Origin of the sequence: Roseobacter sp. GAI101 (assembly GCF_000156335.1) — a bacterium.
GTDB lineage: Bacteria > Pseudomonadota > Alphaproteobacteria > Rhodobacterales > Rhodobacteraceae > Sulfitobacter.
In genome coordinates, this window is record NZ_DS999213.1 from 3351086 (window position 1) to 3368224 (window position 17139).

Consider the following 17139-nt stretch of genomic DNA (forward strand, 5'->3'; position numbering starts at 1 on the left):
CGGGGGCTGCATCTGGGCTAGGTTGTCGAAAACACCGCCTGCACAAGGATACCGCCCATGCAAATGTCAGATACCCGCCAGATCGCAGCCACGCCCGCCGAAGTTTACGCCGCTTTGTTGGACCCCGACATGCTGATCAAATGTGTGCCCGGTGCGACCGAGGTGTCCGGTTCCGCAGAAGAAGGTTTCGAGGCGACAGTCGTGCAAAAAGTCGGCCCGGTGAAGGCGACATTCAAGGGGCAAGTTGTGATGTCCGACATGGTGCCTGACCAGTCGATCACGATCACGGGCGAAGGCAAGGGCGGTGCAGCGGGTTTCGCCAAGGGCGGCGCGGTCGTGACGCTGCTTGAAAAAGACGGCGGAACCGAACTGACCTATGATGTCGAGGCAAAGATCGGCGGCAAGCTGGCGCAGCTTGGCAGCCGGATCATTGATGGTTTCGCGAAAAAGATGGCCGATCAGTTCTTTAACAACCTGCAAGAAACGCTTGAGGGGCCAGCCGATGAGGGCGCGCACGCAACCGATGAGGCAGCAGACGGCAAATCGAAGAAAAAGGGTTGGTTCGGCCGCGAAAAGACCTGAACAGCACCTCTGTTAACCCGCTGCTAATCAGGCTAGTTTCCGGCAAAATCATCCGGAGGCTTCGATGCCAGATATTGTAGAAATCAACGACCTGCGCAAAGCCTACGCCGATGGGTTCGAGGCGCTCAAAGGGGTCACTCTCAAGATCAAACAGGGCGAAATTTTAGCGCTGCTCGGGCCCAATGGTGCGGGCAAGACAACCCTTATTTCAACGGTTTGCGGGATTACCACGGCAACCGGCGGGACCGTCAAGGTCGGGGGGCATGACACGATCACCGATTACCGCGCGGCCCGTGGGATGATCGGTCTGGTTCCCCAGGAAATAAACCTTGAACCCTTTGAAAAAGTCATCAGCACCGTAAGGTTTTCCCGCGGATTGTTCGGCAAGCCCAAAGATGACGCTGCGTTGGAAAAAATCCTGCGTCAGCTGTCGCTTTGGGATAAAAGAGACAGCCAGATCCGCGCGTTGTCAGGTGGTATGAAGCGCCGGGTGCTGATCGCCAAGGCGTTGGCCCACGAGCCGCGCGTGTTGTTTCTGGATGAACCGACCGCCGGCGTCGACGTCGAATTGCGTCGCGACATGTGGGAAATCGTGGCAGGTCTCAAGGCCGATGGCGTCACCATCATTCTGACAACCCATTACATCGAAGAGGCCGAAGCCATCGCCGACCGCATCGGCGTCATCGCTCATGGTGAATTGCTGTTGGTCGAAGACAAGAACAAGCTGATGGCGCGGATGGGCAAGAAACAGCTTCAGGTCCATCTGACCAAGCCAATCGATGCCGTTCCCGCCAGTTTGGTGTCAGACGCGCTGACCCTGTCCGAAGACGGTAGCACGCTGATCTATACCTATGACACCCGTGCAGAACGCACCGGGATCACGAAACTTCTGTCCGATGTTGCCGCTGCCGGGCTTGTTCTGACGGATCTTGAAACCTCGCAAAGCAGTCTGGAAGAAATCTTTGTGGATCTGCTCAAGGAGGACGCGGCATGAACTGGATCGCAGTCAATTCCATCTACAAATTCGAGATGGCGCGCTTTTTCCGCACGATCACCCAAAGCTTCGTCTCGCCCGTCCTGTCCACATCGCTTTATTTCGTGGTCTTCGGCGCGGCCATCGGCAGCCGCATTCAAGAGGTCGAAGGCATCAGCTACGGCGCGTTCATCGTGCCGGGTCTGATCATGCTCAGCGTGATCACGCAGTCGATCTCCAATGCGTCCTTCGGCATCTATTTCCCGAAATTCATCGGCACGGTGTTCGAACTGCTGTCCGCCCCGATCAACTTTATCGAGATTGTGCTGGGCTATGTCGGCGCTGCGGCAACCAAGGCGCTGTTCATCGGGGTCATTATCCTTATGACCGCGTTTTTCTTTGTCGATATTACCATAGCACACCCCTTCTGGATGGTCGTTTTTCTGGTGCTGACCTGCATCAGCTTTTCCTTGTTCGGCTTTATCATCGGTATTTGGGCGGGCAATTTCGAACAGTTGCAACTGGTGCCCTTGCTGATCATCACGCCTTTGGTGTTCCTTGGCGGATCGTTTTATTCGATCTCCATGTTGCCGCCCGTGTGGCAGGTAATCTCGCATTTCAATCCTGTGGTGTACCTGATTTCGGGCTTCCGGTGGTCGTTCTTCGGGGCGGCGGACGTGCCGATCGTTACAAGCCTGCTGGCGATTGCCGGGTTCACAGCATTGTGCCTCGCGGTGATCTGGTGGATTTTCCGCACAGGCTGGCGAATTCGGCAATAAGTATCCGGCGCTTGCCTTGTTTGGCGACGGGTCGCACTCTACATGGAGCGATATGATAAATTATCTTCCTTTCCTCCCCAAGCATCCCACCGTCGCCGTTATCCGCCTCTCCGGCGTAATCGGGGGCCGCGCACGCGGCGGCCTGAACGACGGTGGCATCGGACCCGCGATCGACAAAGCCTTCAGCCGCGGCAAACCCGTGGCTGTCGCCCTCGAGATCAGTTCGCCCGGGGGCAGCCCTGTACAGTCGTCCCTGATCGGCGCACGCATCCGGCGGCTTGCCGATGAAAAGAAAATTCCCGTGATTGCTTTCGTCGAAGACGTCGCTGCTTCGGGGGGGTATTGGCTGGCCGCCGCGGCTGACGAGGTGTACGCCGACCCAAGTTCCGTCGTTGGGTCCATCGGGGTCATTTCGTCATCCTTCGGCGCGAGCGAACTGATCAGCCGTCATGGGATTGAACGGCGCGTTTATACCGCAGGTCAGTCGAAATCCATGCTTGACCCGTTCCGCCCGGAGAAACCCGAGGACGTCGAACGGCTGAAACACATCCTTAATGACATCCACACCAATTTCATCGACCACGTCAAAGCACGGCGGGGCGACAAACTGGCACCCGATGTGGATCTGTTCACCGGAGAAATCTGGCTGGCCAAGCGCGCGGCTGAATTGGGTTTGATCGATGGCATCGGCCACCTGCGACCGTTCCTGAAAGAACGCTTTGGCGACAAGGTAAAGTTCGCGCGGTACGGCACCAAGAAAGGTCTGCTGTCACGCTTTGGCGCGCAGATCATCGGGGATGCGGTTGACAGTATCGAAGAGCGCGCCGCCTATGCGCAGTTCGGCCTGTAAATCATGGTTCTTAAAGTCGTTATTCTGTTTCTGGTCGCCATGGGCACGCTTGCATGGTTCGGCAAGATGCATTGGCTGGGCGGCAAGACGCTAACCCAGAAAAAATGTAATTCCTGCGGACGGTTCCGCATCGGCAAGGGCCCCTGCGGCTGTGGGGGGAAGCGCGGATGATTATGCCTTGGGTTCTAAGTGTTCTTGGGTTGGCTATTCTGCTGCTTGCGGGCGATGCCTTGGTCAAAGGGGCGGTCAACCTGTCCTTGCGCCTTGGCGTCCCTGCGCTGATCGTCAGTCTGACCATCGTCGCTTTCGGGACGTCCGCACCCGAACTGCTGATTTCGATCAAGGCTGTGCTTGAGGGGGCTCCGGGCCTTGCCCTGGGCAATGTCGTGGGGTCGAACACGGCCAATATTCTGATGGTGCTGGGCATTCCTGCGCTGCTTGCGACGATGCACACGTCTGAATGCAAGACCCGGAAGACCTTCAACATGATGATCGCAGCATCGGTCCTGTTCATGCTGTTGGCCTTGCGCGGCGTCTATGATGTCTGGGCGGGTCTGATCCTGTTGGCCTGTCTGGGATTTGTCCTGTTCGACGCCTTTCGCGACAGCCAAAAGCACCGTGAAGGGGCAAAGGACGCCGCCGCAGACGATCTGGAGGAACCCGAGGGGGCTGATCCGGACCTGCCCGGCTGGCGCATCGCGCTGTTTTTGGTGCTGGGTTTGGTCGGTCTGCCGCTGGGGGCCAGCCTGTTGGTCGATAATGCTTCGATCATCGCGCGGGCTTACGGCGTGAGCGATACGGTGATCGGTCTGACGCTGGTCGCCATCGGAACATCCTTGCCCGAACTGGCAACGACCGTGATGGCCGCGTTGCGCCGTCAGGCAGATGTGGCGTTGGGCAATGTGATCGGCTCAAATATCTTCAACCTGTTGGGGATCATCGGTGTCGCAAGTCTGGTTGGCCCGATCGAGGTGGACCCCGAGTTCTTGCAGTTTGACTTGTGGGTCATGCTGGGCGCGTCGTTGCTGCTGATCCCATTCGTTTATCTTGGGCGGGATATAACGCGGATCTGGGGCATTGCACTTTGTGCGATCTACGCGCTCTACCTGACTGCTGTGCTGATTTAAGAGAAAGACCAAGCCATGAAACATGCGTTGGTAACGGGGGCAGGTGCACGTCTGGGGCGTGCGATGGCGCTGTATCTGGGTGATCGCGGCTTTGACGTTGCGGTGCATTACAACACGTCTTGCGAGGGCGCGGACGAGGTTGTCGCCCAGCTTGCCGCGAAAGGCCAGCGCGGGGTTGCCGTTCAGGCTGATCTGCTGAACGAAAGCGAGACGCAAAACCTTTTCCCCCGCGCACTGGAAGCGTTGGGCGGGCCGATCACCTGCCTGATCAACAACGCGTCGATCTTTGAATATGACAACGTTGCGACCGCCACCGAAGAAAGCTGGCACCGTCATATCGGCAGCAATCTTCGCGCGCCGTTCGTGCTGACCCAGGCGATGGCGGCGCAGGGGCTGGTTGCCGAAACTGATGACAGGGGCGAACCCCGGGGGGCCGGTCTGATCATCAACATGCTGGATCAACGGGTGCGCAAACTGACACCCGAGTTTATGACCTATACGATCGCCAAAATGGGGCTGTGGGCGATGACACAGACCACCGCGCAAGCGCTGGCCCCGACGATCCGGGTCAATGCGATCGGACCGGGCCCGACGTTGAAAGGGGCCAACCAGACCGAAGATCATTTTGCCAATCAACGCGCGCGGGTGATTCTCGAGCGTGGGTCGAACCCGGAAGACATCAGCGCCGCTTTGGGGTATTTTCTGGACGCACCATCGGTCACCGGACAGCTTTTATGCACGGATGGCGGGCAGCATCTGGGATGGCGCACGCCGGATGCACAGGGCCTCGAATAACCGACGCTCCGAAAGTTTTGCACTTTGGTGGAGGTAGTTAACAAATCTGTTACAAATAGCACCTTGTTATCAGTGGCTTGCAGGTGGTTTATAAAAATAACGTTTGAAAACAGTGCGTTAAAAAAGTGCTTAAAATTTGTGCGATCAAGGGAAGGCCGTTAAAAACAAGGGAAATTTCGATTTCACAGAAAGTTATCTGCACAGTTATCCACAGGAGTAGGGGGTATGTTTTTCCTTGTCGCCAAGGCCAAGCTATTGCAGCACTTCAGCCAAAGAAGCCGAATCAATGACTGAGACCACCGATACCCCAAAGACTGGCCATGAGGTCATTCAATCCTATCTTAAGACCATTGACAGCTCGCCCGGCGTGTACCGCATGCTCGATTCCGAGAGCAGGGTTCTGTATGTCGGCAAGGCGCGCAATTTGCGCGCGCGGGTCAGCAACTATGCGCGGTCATCGGGGCATTCGGGGCGCATCGCGCGGATGATATCGAACACAGCGTCGATGATGTTTCTGACCACCAAGACCGAAACCGAAGCGCTGCTGCTGGAACAAAACCTGATCAAGCAGCTCAAGCCCAAGTTCAACGTGTTGCTGCGCGACGACAAAAGCTTTCCGAACATTCTGGTGACGGCGGATGGCGATTACCCCCAGATCAAAAAACACCGCGGTGCGAAAAAGGAAAAGGGCAATTACTATGGCCCCTTCGCCAGCGCGGGCGCGGTGAACCGGACGCTGAACCAGTTGCAACGCGTGTTCTTGCTGCGTGATTGTTCCAATGCGATGTTCGACAGCCGCACGCGGCCCTGTCTGCAACACCAGATCAAGCGGTGCTCGGCCCCTTGCGTGGGCAAAATCTCGCCCGAGGAATATCGAAAGACGGTGCAGGATGCGCAGAAGTTCCTGAATAGTAAATCGACGGATATTCAGGTGCGCCTTGCGGCTGATATGGCTGCCGCGTCCGAGGCGATGGAGTTCGAACGCGCTGCCGCCCTACGCGACCGGATCAAGGCGCTGACACAGGTTCAGACAGCACAGGGCATCAACCCTCAAGGTGTGTCCGAAGCCGATATCATCGCGCTGCATCTGGATCAGGGACAGGCCTGCGTGCAGGTTTTCTTTATTCGGGCCAATCAAAACTGGGGCAATCGCGATTACTATCCCCGCGTCGGTCCGGACGTGGACGCCGCCGAGGTGCTGGAGGCGTTCATCGGCCAATTCTACGACACCCGCGAACCTCCGCGGCAGTTGATCCTGTCGAACGAGATCGAGAACCCCGATCTGATGGCGGATGCCTTGTCAGGCAAACTGGGCCGCAAGGTCGAACTGCTGGTCCCGCAACGCGGCGAAAAGGCAGAGCTGGTCGACGGTGCCTTGCGTAACGCGCGCGAATCGCTGGCCCGCAAACTGGCCGAGACAGCGACCCAGACCAATCTGCTGAAAGGTCTGGCCGACGCTTTCGAATTGCCTGCGTCGCCGCAGCGGATCGAGGTCTATGACAACTCTCACATTCAGGGAACCAATGCGGTCGGGGGGATGGTCGTTGCCGGGCCGGACGGCATGATGAAGAACCAGTACCGCAAATTTAACATTCGCGGAGATGAACTGACCCCCGGTGATGACTTTGGCATGATGAAAGAGGTGCTGACCCGGCGTTTCAAACGTCTGCTAAAGGAAGACCCCGACCGCAAACTGGGCATGTGGCCCGATCTGCTGCTGATCGATGGCGGGGCAGGGCAGGTAAGCGCCGTTGCCTCTATCATGCGCGAATACGGGGTCGAGGATATTCCGATGGTCGGTGTCGCCAAGGGCGTTGACCGCGATGCGGGCAAGGAAGAGTTCCACCGCGTCGGCAAGCGGCCGATGGCGCTGCGGCATAATGATCCGGTGTTGTATTTCATCCAGCGCATGCGGGATGAGGCACACCGCTTTGCGATCGGCACCCACCGCGCCAAGCGGGCCAAGGCGGTCGGCGCAACACCGCTGGACGAGGTGCCCGGTGTCGGCGCGGCGCGCAAGCGGGCCCTGCTTGCGCATTTCGGATCCGCCAAGGCCGTGGGCCGCGCGAATCTGAGCGATTTGTTGGCTGTTGACGGTGTCTCGCGGGCATTGGCAGAGCGGATTTACGCTTTTTTCCACGAACGTGGCTGATGGGGCCGCGGGCGTGATCATGATTTGCAAGGGCGGGACGCTCCGCGGGGAGTTTATTTTGCAAAATGAAGCGGATATGTTGGTGCTTTCCCCTCTGTGCCTTGCGCTGTAGAGTGCGGGAATGAAGTGGAATGTCCCCAATATCCTGACGCTGATGCGTCTGATCGCGGCACCGGGTGTGGCTGTGATGTTTTTGTATTTTACCAGGCCTTTTGCGGATGGTCTGGCGATGCTGCTGTTTGTGTCTGCGGCGATTACGGACTGGTTTGACGGCTATCTTGCACGGGCCTGGAAGCAGGAGACCAAGCTGGGTGCGATGCTGGATCCGATCGCTGACAAGGCGATGGTGGTGATCGCGTTGATGGTCATCATCGCGTTTTCAAGCTGGTCGCCCTGGCTGGTTCTGCCTGCCACGGTGATCTTGTTTCGTGAGGTTTTCGTTTCGGGATTGCGGGAGTATCTGGGGAATGTCTCGGGCACGCTCAAGGTCACGCAACTGGCCAAGTGGAAGACCACGGCGCAGATGGTGGCGATTGCGGTTCTGTTCAGCCAGGGTGTGTTCGAGCATTATTTCGGGATGTCGATTCTTGGCATGAATGATGAACTGGTATCGGCCATTCTGATGGGCCAGCAGGAAGACATTCACGGGCTGAACTGGAAGTTGGACGGCATGATCTGGGCCGGGCGGATCGGACTTGGCCTGCTGTGGATTGCAGCTACGCTGACGGCGATCACTGGCTTTGACTATTTGCGCAAGGCGCTGCCGCATTTGACGGAGACACGGTGATGGATGTTTTGTATTTTGCATGGGTCCGCGAACGGATCGGTCTGCCCCGCGAGCAGGTCCAGACCAATGCGGCCACGGTGGCCGATCTGGTGGCTGAACTGCGCGCGCGCGAAGACCGCTATGATATGGCGTTTTCGGATCTGAGCAGCCTTCGGGTTGCCGTCGACCAAGAGCTGGCCGATTTTGACGCTCCCTTGGCCGGTGTGCGTGAGGTCGCGTTTTTTCCACCGATGACCGGAGGCTGACATGCATGTTTCGGTGCAGGAAGGTCCGTTTGATCTGGGCGACGTGTCATCGGAATTCGCAAGCGGGCACAAGGATATGGGCGCGATCGTGACCTTTACCGGCATCGTGCGCGATTTGCCCGGTGATCCCCTTCAGGCCATGGAAATTGAACATTATCCCGGCATGACGGAATCGGCGTTGAAGTCGATGGCGCAGACGGCGATTGATCGATTCTCGCTTGGGGATGCGCTGGTCATTCATCGCTACGGGCGGCTGGTTCCCGGTGAGATGATTATGATGGTGGCCACCGCAGCGCGGCATCGCAAGGACGCTTTCGAGGCGGCTGAATTCCTGATGGATTACCTGAAATCACGGGCACCGTTCTGGAAGCGCGAGATTACTGCCAGCGGTGCGGAATGGGTCGAATCCAAGGATGAGGACGAGGACGCCCTGGCGCGCTGGTGATCAGCCCGCCTGCTGGCGGTCGATATAGCTGCGCATTTCTTCCGCCTCGTGACGGGCGTCGCGCAGGCCATCCATGGCGGCACGCAGCTCTGCTTCAGTCTGGCTTAGCTGGTTGGTCAGCTCCGCCTCGCGTTGTTGCAGGTAGGTGATCGCCTGATCGCGGGTTTCTTCGGCTTCGTGTAGTTCCTGGCTCATCCGGTCCAGCTGTGCCACGTCGTCGGCAGCCACGCGGGTAAAGCGGTGCAAGAGCCAGTTCGCAAACCACCCCAGGCAGAAGGCGACGAACAGGATGATCGCGGTCGCGATGACAAATTCGGTTCTGCTCATGTCAGTTGCCTTCTTGGGTCGTGTTTGCAGGTTCGTCTGTATCACCTGAATCGCCGGCGTTTTCCAGCGTTGTTTCGGGTGTTGTGGCACCTTCTTCGGGGCGGATCAGGCGAAATTCGATGCGGCGGTTGGCTTCGCGGCCCTCTTCGGTGTCGTTCGACTCAACCGGGGCCTCTTCGCCAAAGCCTTTGGCGACGAATGATGCAGTCAGAACCCGGCGTGCGCGCAGTTCGTTCAACACCGATTGCGCCCGCGATTGGCTGAGCGCCAAGTTCATTTCTTCGCGGCCCTGGCTGTCGGTATAGCCCTGAATTTCAAGCGCGATGTCACCGCAGGGTTTCAGAATTTCCGCAATTTGATCCATCGTCGACAGGGCCGAGGCATCAATTGTTGCACTGCCCGGTTCAAAGTTGATCTTGCCAGCTTTCACGACCTCGCCGATCTGGGCCTCGCATTCCTCGGGGGTGGGCAGACCCAGAACAGGGTCAAGTTTTTCCTGATACACGACTGCGATATCGTATTGCTGCCCTTCGCCAAGTTTCCCCGCCAGAAGCGTTGCGATCTGCGAGCCGGCGTCAGGGTTGCCTGTATTGCCTTTGACGCTGACATTGTCCGGCTGGACGATCACCGACCCGTTCGCCAGCTTTGACAGGGCATCAAGGCCCGAAAGAACGCGGGTCGGCCAATCTGCGGGCAGATCATCGACGATCCGCGCGGCGGTATAGACCTTGTCCGTGCCAAAGCTGGCCTTGGCATAGCTATCAGCCAGTTCACGCAGCTCCTCGTCGCTGAGCCGTCCGCGCAGCTGGACCTTGCCGTCCGTTGACAAGGTCGCAACAAATTCAGGGGGGCCGGCATTGGGGTCGACGGCTTCGGTCAGGCGCGCGTCGAGCGCAAAAACATCGGGAAGCGCGTTTTCAAGCTCTCCTACCACGCGGTCGAAGAGGTCTTGATCGGTGCCTGCGGCGGCGACAAGCGTGATGTCGGCATCCACGAAGTTTACAGACCCTTGACCGATTTCAGTCAGGGCCTTGATGGTTTTCTCGACCGCTTCGGCCCAGCGTGGGCTGGGTACGCCAAGGCCGACCGTGCAGCGGATCGTGCCGGTCGCACCTGCCGTCTTTGCGGCGGCGGTGATCTTTGCACTGGCTTTTTCGGTGTCGGCGCTGCAGGCGTCAAACCCTGTGGCGTCTTCGGTGATCTGAAAGCGCAGGGTGAACGGCGTCAGGACCGGGCGCGGCGTTGCGATGTCCAGCGTCATGGACAGGCCCGGCGGCGCGGCGCGGCGCAGCTGTTCCTCAAGGCGGGCCTTTTCAGCTGCGCTATCGGAAATGGCGGTAATGTCGATGCGACCGGCGGAAACGGATGCTTTGGCGCGGGGGAGCTTCTCCATCGCGAGAATCGCAAAGGCAAAGGCGTCTTCCCAGCCGTCGGGGGCGGGGTAGTTGGCGGACTCCAGAAGATCGGCGACGTTTTCGGACCCCACAATGGAGTAGAATCGGCTGATGGCGGCGTCCCGATCGGTGGTCGTGGGGATCAGCCCGATGATGGAAACGCCAGAATCGTTGCGCAGTATTTCAGCCGAGAACCGGGGGGCTGCGATTGTCGCTTGGGACACGACCTCCATGTCGTCAATTACCCGTGCGGCGTCTACAATCGACCCCGCGGCGCTGAGCGCGTTAAAACGGACCACCTCGTTCGGGGCTGTACCGGACAGGGTGACCTGCAGGCCGTCAGCCTCTACCTCCGCCCAGACCATGCCCTTTTCATCAAGTGCATCGCGCACGCCGATTTCGGAATTTTCCTCGATCAGGGTTACCGAAAAATTGGCCGCGACAAGCGACAGTGCCGCCGCTGCCGAAAAGGTCAGCGCGATGATCAGGATGACGGATAGACGCATAGGCTCGTTTCTGGGACAGTTGACGTTAGCGCCGTTGATACGCGCGGGTGCGCTGTGGTGCAATCACGCCAGCAGCGCTGCGGCGAAAAAGATCAGCGGGATCATGCCAGTGTCCCGGTTCACGCGAAACAGCTGCAGCAGCTTTGCATTGTCGGTGATGTCGAACCCGCGCAGTTGCCACGCCATGTGCCAGCCCATCGCCCAGGGGCCGCCAAGCGCCAGCACCATCGCAAGAAACGATGCGTTTTCGCGCAGTGCGAAGATCACGGCCAACCCCATCAGACCTACCGTGGCCATGAGGAAGCGGCGCAACCATTGCGCGGTGTTTTCGCCGAACAGGCGCGCGGTGGATTTGACGCCGATCAGGGCGTCGTCTTCTGTGTCCTGATGGGCATAGATCGTGTCGTAAAACAGCGTCCAGGCGATGCCGGCGAGGTAAAGAACCACCGCAGGGGCCGCCAGCGATCCGGTATGGGCCGTCCAGGCCAACAATGCGCCCCAGTTGAAGGCGATGCCGAGAAATACCTGCGGCCACCACGTGAACCGTTTGGCAAAGGGATAGATCGCCACAGGCAACAACGCCAAGATCCCAAGTGAAATAGCGGCATAATTGAACGTCAGCAGGATGCAAAAGGCGATCAGGGCTTGGGCGATCATCCAGGCCGCAGCGCCTTTGACGCTGACCTGGCCCGACGGGATCGGTCGCGACCGTGTACGGGCGACCTTGGCGTCAATGTCGCGATCGGTGATGTCGTTCCACGTGCAGCCCGCCCCGCGCATCAAGAACGCACCAAGGCCGCAGCCTGCGAAAATCCAAAGGTCAAACCAGCGGGGCTGCTGGTCGAATAGTATCGCCAGCGCCAGCCCCCACCAGCACGGCAGCAGCAGAAGCCACGTCCCGATCGGCCGGTCCGCGCGGCTTAGCCGAAGATAGGGTCGCGTGAAGGCGGGCGCATAGCGGTCAACCCAATTGTCCGAGGCCGCATCTGCCACACGGCTATTTTCGCGGGCATTTTCCGTGGCATCTGGTGTAGGAGGGTTGTCTTGCATATATCATGTCTCATGAACGCGAAAATCAGACTATATGTAGAGCATGGCTTGGGGCAGGGGCAATCGGTTCCTTTGGACAAAGCACAGGCGCATTATCTTTTCGGGGTGATGCGGCAGGCGGTTGGGGCCGCCGTCTTGTTGTTCAATGGCAAGGATGGCGAGTGGCGTGCCGAAGTTGTCGAGGCGGGCAAGCGGGGCGGCGTGTTGCAGTGCGTGGCGCAGACCAAGCCCCTGCAAATGCCGCCAGATCTGTGGCTGATCTTTGCTCCGATCAAGAAAACCCGCACCGATTTCATTGTCGAGAAAGCCGCCGAAATGGGCGCGCGTCGCATCGTACCGGTGCAGACCGACTTTACCAACGCAGGCCGCGTGCAGCGCGACAGGCTTCAGGCCCATGCGGTCGAGGCCGCAGAACAGTGCGGCGCGACCTTCGTGGCTGAGGTGACCGAGATGGTGAAGCTGGACCGGTTGATTGATCAATGGGATGCCGGACGATCCTTGATGTTCTGCGACGAGGCGCTGGCGGGATCAGATGCGGTGCTGGGGCAGTCCGGGCGCGGCGCGTGGGGGATATTGATCGGCCCTGAGGGCGGTTTTTCGGACCGGGAACGCAGCCGTTTGCGCGGTCTGGAGTATGCCAGGTCGGTCACTTTGGGCCCGCGCATCTTGCGGGCCGATACGGCGGCGGTTGCCGCGATGACCGTCTGGCAGCAGGCATTTGGAGATTGGACGTGATATATGGTTTTGATTTGACCGTCGTGCCAGCGGGGGTTTCACACCCCCGAACCCCCGTGGGATATTTGAAAGCCAGAGAAGTCGGGAGCCGGACATGTCGTTTCTGAGGCCTGAGGCAAAGGCGGAGTTGTGGCGCTGGCGCGAGGTTCTTGTCGGAGTGACCGCGGCGTTGTTTGGGCTTTGGTTGATCATAGGGCCCGGATTGTTGCTGGCGCTGCCGGGTGCTGCCTTGGTGGCGACAGGGGCGGCCTTTACATGGGTTGGCGTGCAGCGCGTGCGGTTTCGCAAAAGCGGCATGGGGGCCGGGGCGGTTCAGGTTGATGAAGGGCAAATTGCCTATTTCGGACCGTTGACGGGCGGCGTCGTGTCCCTGCGCGAGATGGAGCGGTTGAGCCTTGAGCGGGGGGGCTATCCTGCGCATTGGAAGCTGGAACAGCCCGGACAAGATGCCGTGAGGATCCCTGTGGATGCTGCAGGATCAGAGGCGTTGTTTGATGCTTTTGCATCGCTGCCGGGCCTGCGGACAGAGCGTATGTTGGCCGAATTGGCGGATGACAGGACGCTGTCGGTTGTGATCTGGGAAAGACAGACGTTGCGGCCAAGATCTGCCCTGTTGCATTGACACCTCCGGCAATTCGCACCATCCCTAAGTCAAAGCGAAACAAACCCGGAGCCACCCCTTATGTCCATCCCTCAATCCGGCGGCGGCCCGATCGAACATCACGACCAACTGGCGCAATATCTTGCCGATGGCTGCAAGCCCAAGGAAGATTGGCGCATCGGAACCGAACACGAGAAGTTCGGCTACAACAAGGAAACGCTGCTGCCCCTGCCCTATGAGGGGGAGTGTTCGATCCTTGCGATGCTGGAAGGGTTGCGCGATGGTCATGGCTGGGACCCGGTCGAAGAGGGCGGCAAGCTGATCGGTCTCGTCAAGGACGGTGCCAATGTGTCGCTTGAGCCCGGCGGTCAGCTTGAATTGTCCGGCGCGCCTGTCGAAACGATCCACGAGACCTGCGACGAGGTGAATGCGCACCTGCGTGAAGTGCGCGATGTGGCGGACCGGATCGGTGCCGGTTTCATCGGGCTGGGCGCTGCGCCTGAATGGTCGCATGAGCAGATGGATCTGATGCCCAAGGGCCGCTACAAATTGATGAACGAATACATGACCAAGGTTGGCACGATGGGCCAGGTCATGATGCGCCGGACGTGCACCGTGCAGGTGAACCTTGATTTCGGTTCCGAGGCTGACATGGTGCAAAAACTGCGCGTCGCCCTGGCGTTGCAGCCGGTCGCGACCGCTCTTTTTGCGAATTCACCGTTTTTCGAGGGAAAGCCGAACGGTCATAAATCCTGGCGCAGCCGGGTTTGGCGTGACCTTGACCCTGCGCGCACAGGCATGTTGCCGTGGGCCTTTGAGGACGGCATGGGCTTTGAACGCTGGGTTGAATACGCTCTCGATGTGCCGATGTATTTTGTGTATCGCGACGGAAAGTATATTGACGCTTTGGGGCAATCCTTCCGCGATTTCCTGAAGGGCCGGCTGCCGGCATTGCCCGGTGAAATCCCGACGCTGAGCGATTGGGCCGATCATTTGACAACGGCCTTCCCAGAAGCGCGGATCAAGAAATTCATCGAGATGCGCGGCGCGGATGGCGGCCCTTGGCGGCGGCTGTGTGCCCTGCCTGCGTTCTGGGTCGGCCTGATGTACGACCAGACGGCGTTGGATGGCGCATGGGATCTGGTCAAGGGCTTTGATGCCGAAACGCGCGAAGGAATGCGGGTCGCAGCATCGGTAGACGGGCTTCAGGCACAGGTGAACGGCGTGAAGATGCACGATCTGGCCCGCGAGGCAGTCGCATTGTCAGAGCTTGGTTTGAAAGCGCGTGCGCGCGCCGGGGCCGGTGGCCTGGTGCCGGACGAGACGCATTTCCTGAACGCCCTGAAGGAAAGCATCGAGACAGGGAAAACCCCTGCGGATGAGCTGCTTGACGACTACCACGGCAAGTGGGGCGGCGATCTGAGCCGGATCTACGCCGATTATTCCTATTAAGGCGGTTTAGGAACGACCCACTTCGCGGGGTAACCCCAATGCCTTTGAAACGCAAATCGTGATGGGGCCTTGCGGGGTCATCATGTTCGAGAAGCGTTTTGACCTTCAAGCGTCAGCCCGCAGACAAAGGCGATCACCTTTTCTGCGGGCATTTCGCAAGGATAGAGGCGTGGGCCGCTGGCAAGATCGTACAGGTTCAGGCTGATATAGTCTGTTCCGCCCAATTCCTCGGCGACCAGTTTCCAGCTTTTGCCAGCGTTGAAGACGGATTTCGATACGATATATCGTTTTCCGTCGAACTCCCCGGTATGGGTGCCAGTCGGAAGTGCTGCAAAGGCGGCGAGGAAAGCGTCCAACGCTGCGTTATACCTTCTTCGCGCCGATCTTGGGTTCTTCGCCTGCCCTGATGCGTTTGATGTTGGCGCGGTGACGCCAGAAAATCAGCAAGGTCAGCACGATCCCGAGGGTCAGGGCCGACGCGTAGCCCATGAACACCAACAAGAACGTCGAGGCTGCCGCCGAGGCCAATGCACCCATTGACGAGATGCGCGTGGCATAAGAGGCGATCAGCCAGACGGCACAACAGGCAAGGCCGACGGGCCATGCCAGCGCCAGCAAAATCCCCAGAAAGGTCGCCACGCCCTTGCCGCCCTGAAAGCGCAGCCAGACCGGATAGCAGTGGCCAATCATCGCGGCGAGCGCGGCAATCTGGGCTGCGGCCTCTCCTGCGAAGTGGCGCGCGAGCAGGACGGCCACGGCCCCTTTGGCCCCATCCAGGATCAATGTAAGGGCCGCGGCTTTCTTGTTGCCGGTGCGCAGGACATTGGTCGCGCCGATGTTGCCAGAGCCGATGGCGCGCAAATCACCCAGGTTCATGACCCGCGCCAGCACCATACCAAAGGCGATGGAGCCGATCAGATAGCCAAGCACGGCCCAAAGCGCGAGCACGGCGAGCGAAGAATCAATAAAGGGCATAATCAGGGAGCCTTATAAATGGAGCGTCCGGAAACGAAAGTTTCCAAGACCTTACCTTGCATGCGCATGCCGTCAAAGGGGGTGTTGCGGGATTTCGATTTTAACGTCTCGCGGTTCATCACGAAAGGCGCGCCATCGTCAAACAGCACCAGATCAGCGGGGGCACCGGGGGTCAGGCGGCCACCGGGCAGGCCAAGCCGTTTTGCGGGGTTGAACGACAGTGCACGCCACAAGGTCGCGATATCCATCATCTCGGAATGGACAAGGCGCAGGGCGGCGGGGAGCAACGTCTCAAGGCCGACGGCACCCGATGCGGCTTCCTCGAAGGGCAGGCGTTTGGATTCTTCGTCCTGCGGTGTGTGCATCGAACAGATTATGTCGATCAGGCCCGAAGCTACGGCTTCGATCACGGCGATGCGGTCGTCTTCATCGCGCAGGGGCGGCTTGAGCTTGAAGAAAGTCCGGTAATCGGCCACATCAAGCGCGTTCAGCGTCAGATGGTGAATGCCCACACCCGCCGTGATGTCCAGCCCGTTCTTCTTGGCGCGTGCCAGCGCGGGCAATGCGCGGGCGGTGGTGATCTGATCGGCGTGATAGCGTGCGCCTGTCATCTCGATCAGCGCGATATCACGGTCCAGACCCATACGTTCGGCCATGGGCGACACCGCCGGCAGGCCGCGCAGGGATGCGAATTTGCCCGACGTTGCGGCAGCACCATGGCTGAGGATCGGTTCCTGCGGGTGGGCGATGACCAGCGCGCCAAGGCTGCGGGCATAGGTCAGCGCGCGGGAAAAAACCTTGGTGTCGGTGATCACCTGATCGCAATCGGTGAAAGCAATGGCACCGGCATCCATGAGAAAGCTGATTTCCGTCATTTCGCGGCCTGCGCGGCCTTTGGTCAGGGCGGCCATGGGCACGACATGCACCGGCGACGCCTCGTTCGCGCGGCGGGTGACGAATTCAAGGACCTCGGGGCTGTCGATTGCAGGTTCCGTATCGGGTCGGGTGACCATCGTGGTCACACCTCCTGCCGCTGCGGCCAACCCTGCGGACCGAAAGCTCTCCTTGTGCCGCTCGCCGGGTTCGCAAACCTTTACACCCAGATCTACGATGCCGGGGGCAAGGTATTTGCCACTGCAATCAACAATGGTGGCATCACCGGGAATTGGCGCGCCATCGGGCAGGATCGCAGCGATCTTGTCGCCATCGACCCGCAAGGTGCCCTGGGTGACTGTCCTGGCTTCGGGGTCGATCAGTTTCGCGTTGATGAAATGCAGCATGGCGAAGTGTTCTTTCAAAATAGGGGCTTACGCGCCGATCCAGACCATCATGCCCGCCACGCCAAAGGCAACGAGCAGCGCGAT

At 59.3% G+C, this 17139-nt stretch carries 19 protein-coding genes; 13 read left to right on the top strand and 6 right to left on the bottom strand.

What is annotated here, in order from left to right; genetic code table 11:
* The first annotated feature begins 57 nt into the window (after positions 1–57).
* From RGAI101_RS15815 to RGAI101_RS15865, 10 genes are all read left to right on the top strand, one after another.
* Entirely contained in the window at positions 58–582 is a 525-nt protein-coding gene (locus RGAI101_RS15815; protein ID WP_008226835.1) for a CoxG family protein, read from the top strand.
* 64 nt (positions 583–646) lie between these two features.
* Positions 647–1576 (top strand): ABC transporter ATP-binding protein, encoded by a 930-nt coding sequence (locus tag RGAI101_RS15820; RefSeq protein ID WP_008227893.1) that lies wholly within the window; start codon positions 647–649, stop codon positions 1574–1576.
* Positions 1573–2334, top strand: coding sequence for an ABC transporter permease (locus tag RGAI101_RS15825; protein WP_008228401.1), 762 nt, complete (start codon positions 1573–1575; stop codon positions 2332–2334). The genes RGAI101_RS15820 and RGAI101_RS15825 overlap by 4 nt, the downstream gene beginning before the upstream one ends.
* Before the next feature lie 52 nt (positions 2335–2386).
* Entirely contained in the window at positions 2387–3184 is a 798-nt protein-coding gene (locus tag RGAI101_RS15830; protein ID WP_008226790.1) for a S49 family peptidase, read from the top strand.
* Positions 3185–3357: 173 nt separating this feature from the next.
* Complete coding sequence (locus tag RGAI101_RS15840; protein WP_008228785.1) at positions 3358–4311, top strand: calcium/sodium antiporter; 954 nt, start codon at positions 3358–3360, stop codon at positions 4309–4311.
* Positions 4312–4326: 15 nt separating this feature from the next.
* The gene (locus RGAI101_RS15845) at positions 4327–5106 is read left to right on the top strand and encodes an SDR family oxidoreductase (RefSeq protein ID WP_008227247.1); all 780 of its coding nucleotides are present in this window, start codon (positions 4327–4329) and stop codon (positions 5104–5106) included.
* A gap of 286 nt (positions 5107–5392) precedes the next feature.
* Positions 5393–7258 (top strand): excinuclease ABC subunit UvrC, encoded by a 1866-nt coding sequence (uvrC, locus tag RGAI101_RS15850; protein WP_008227212.1) that lies wholly within the window; start codon positions 5393–5395, stop codon positions 7256–7258.
* 121 nt (positions 7259–7379) lie between these two features.
* Positions 7380–8045 carry a CDP-diacylglycerol--glycerol-3-phosphate 3-phosphatidyltransferase gene (pgsA, locus tag RGAI101_RS15855; RefSeq protein WP_008225120.1) on the top strand — a complete coding sequence of 222 codons (666 nt, stop codon included), beginning with the start codon at positions 7380–7382 and terminating at the stop codon, positions 8043–8045.
* On the top strand, positions 8045–8290 hold the full coding sequence (moaD, locus tag RGAI101_RS15860; protein ID WP_008226268.1) for a molybdopterin converting factor subunit 1: 246 nt from the start codon (positions 8045–8047) through the stop codon (positions 8288–8290). The genes pgsA and moaD overlap by 1 nt, the downstream gene beginning before the upstream one ends.
* 1 nt (position 8291) lies before the next feature.
* Positions 8292–8735, top strand: a complete 444-nt coding sequence (locus tag RGAI101_RS15865; protein WP_008229250.1) for a molybdenum cofactor biosynthesis protein MoaE — start codon at positions 8292–8294, stop codon at positions 8733–8735.
* Here the strand turns inward: RGAI101_RS15865 and RGAI101_RS15870 are convergent, their stop codons facing one another.
* From RGAI101_RS15870 to ubiA, 3 genes are all read right to left on the bottom strand, one after another.
* Complete coding sequence (locus RGAI101_RS15870; RefSeq protein ID WP_037228527.1) at positions 8736–9062, bottom strand: hypothetical protein; 327 nt, start codon at positions 9060–9062, stop codon at positions 8736–8738.
* A gap of 1 nt (position 9063) precedes the next feature.
* A complete protein-coding gene (locus RGAI101_RS15875; protein WP_008228459.1) occupies positions 9064–10962 on the bottom strand; it encodes an OmpA family protein in 1899 nt (632 codons plus the stop codon).
* Between the two features lie 63 nt (positions 10963–11025).
* Complete coding sequence (gene ubiA / locus RGAI101_RS15880; protein ID WP_008226990.1) at positions 11026–12012, bottom strand: 4-hydroxybenzoate octaprenyltransferase; 987 nt, start codon at positions 12010–12012, stop codon at positions 11026–11028.
* A 12-nt stretch (positions 12013–12024) separates the two neighbouring features.
* Between ubiA and RGAI101_RS15885 the strand changes: the two genes are divergently transcribed.
* The 3 genes from RGAI101_RS15885 (at position 12025) to RGAI101_RS15895 (ending at position 14800) form a co-directional block, all read left to right on the top strand.
* Positions 12025–12747 carry a 16S rRNA (uracil(1498)-N(3))-methyltransferase gene (locus tag RGAI101_RS15885; protein ID WP_008226356.1) on the top strand — a complete coding sequence of 241 codons (723 nt, stop codon included), beginning with the start codon at positions 12025–12027 and terminating at the stop codon, positions 12745–12747.
* 94 nt (positions 12748–12841) lie between these two features.
* Positions 12842–13369 (top strand): hypothetical protein, encoded by a 528-nt coding sequence (locus RGAI101_RS15890; protein ID WP_008229270.1) that lies wholly within the window; start codon positions 12842–12844, stop codon positions 13367–13369.
* Positions 13370–13429: 60 nt separating this feature from the next.
* The gene (locus RGAI101_RS15895; protein ID WP_008227367.1) at positions 13430–14800 is read left to right on the top strand and encodes a glutamate--cysteine ligase; all 1371 of its coding nucleotides are present in this window, start codon (positions 13430–13432) and stop codon (positions 14798–14800) included.
* 80 nt (positions 14801–14880) lie between these two features.
* Here RGAI101_RS15895 and RGAI101_RS15900 read toward each other — a convergent pair whose 3' ends face one another.
* From RGAI101_RS15900 to pyrC, 3 genes are read right to left on the bottom strand one after another with little or no spacing between them, the layout of a single operon-like run.
* The gene (locus RGAI101_RS15900; protein ID WP_008224906.1) at positions 14881–15156 is read right to left on the bottom strand and encodes a hypothetical protein; all 276 of its coding nucleotides are present in this window, start codon (positions 15154–15156) and stop codon (positions 14881–14883) included.
* Between the two features lie 7 nt (positions 15157–15163).
* The gene (plsY, locus tag RGAI101_RS15905; RefSeq protein WP_008225801.1) at positions 15164–15775 is read right to left on the bottom strand and encodes a glycerol-3-phosphate 1-O-acyltransferase PlsY; all 612 of its coding nucleotides are present in this window, start codon (positions 15773–15775) and stop codon (positions 15164–15166) included.
* Between the two features lie 2 nt (positions 15776–15777).
* Entirely contained in the window at positions 15778–17055 is a 1278-nt protein-coding gene (gene pyrC, locus RGAI101_RS15910; RefSeq protein WP_008229037.1) for a dihydroorotase, read from the bottom strand.
* Between the last annotated feature and the right edge of the window lie 84 nt (positions 17056–17139).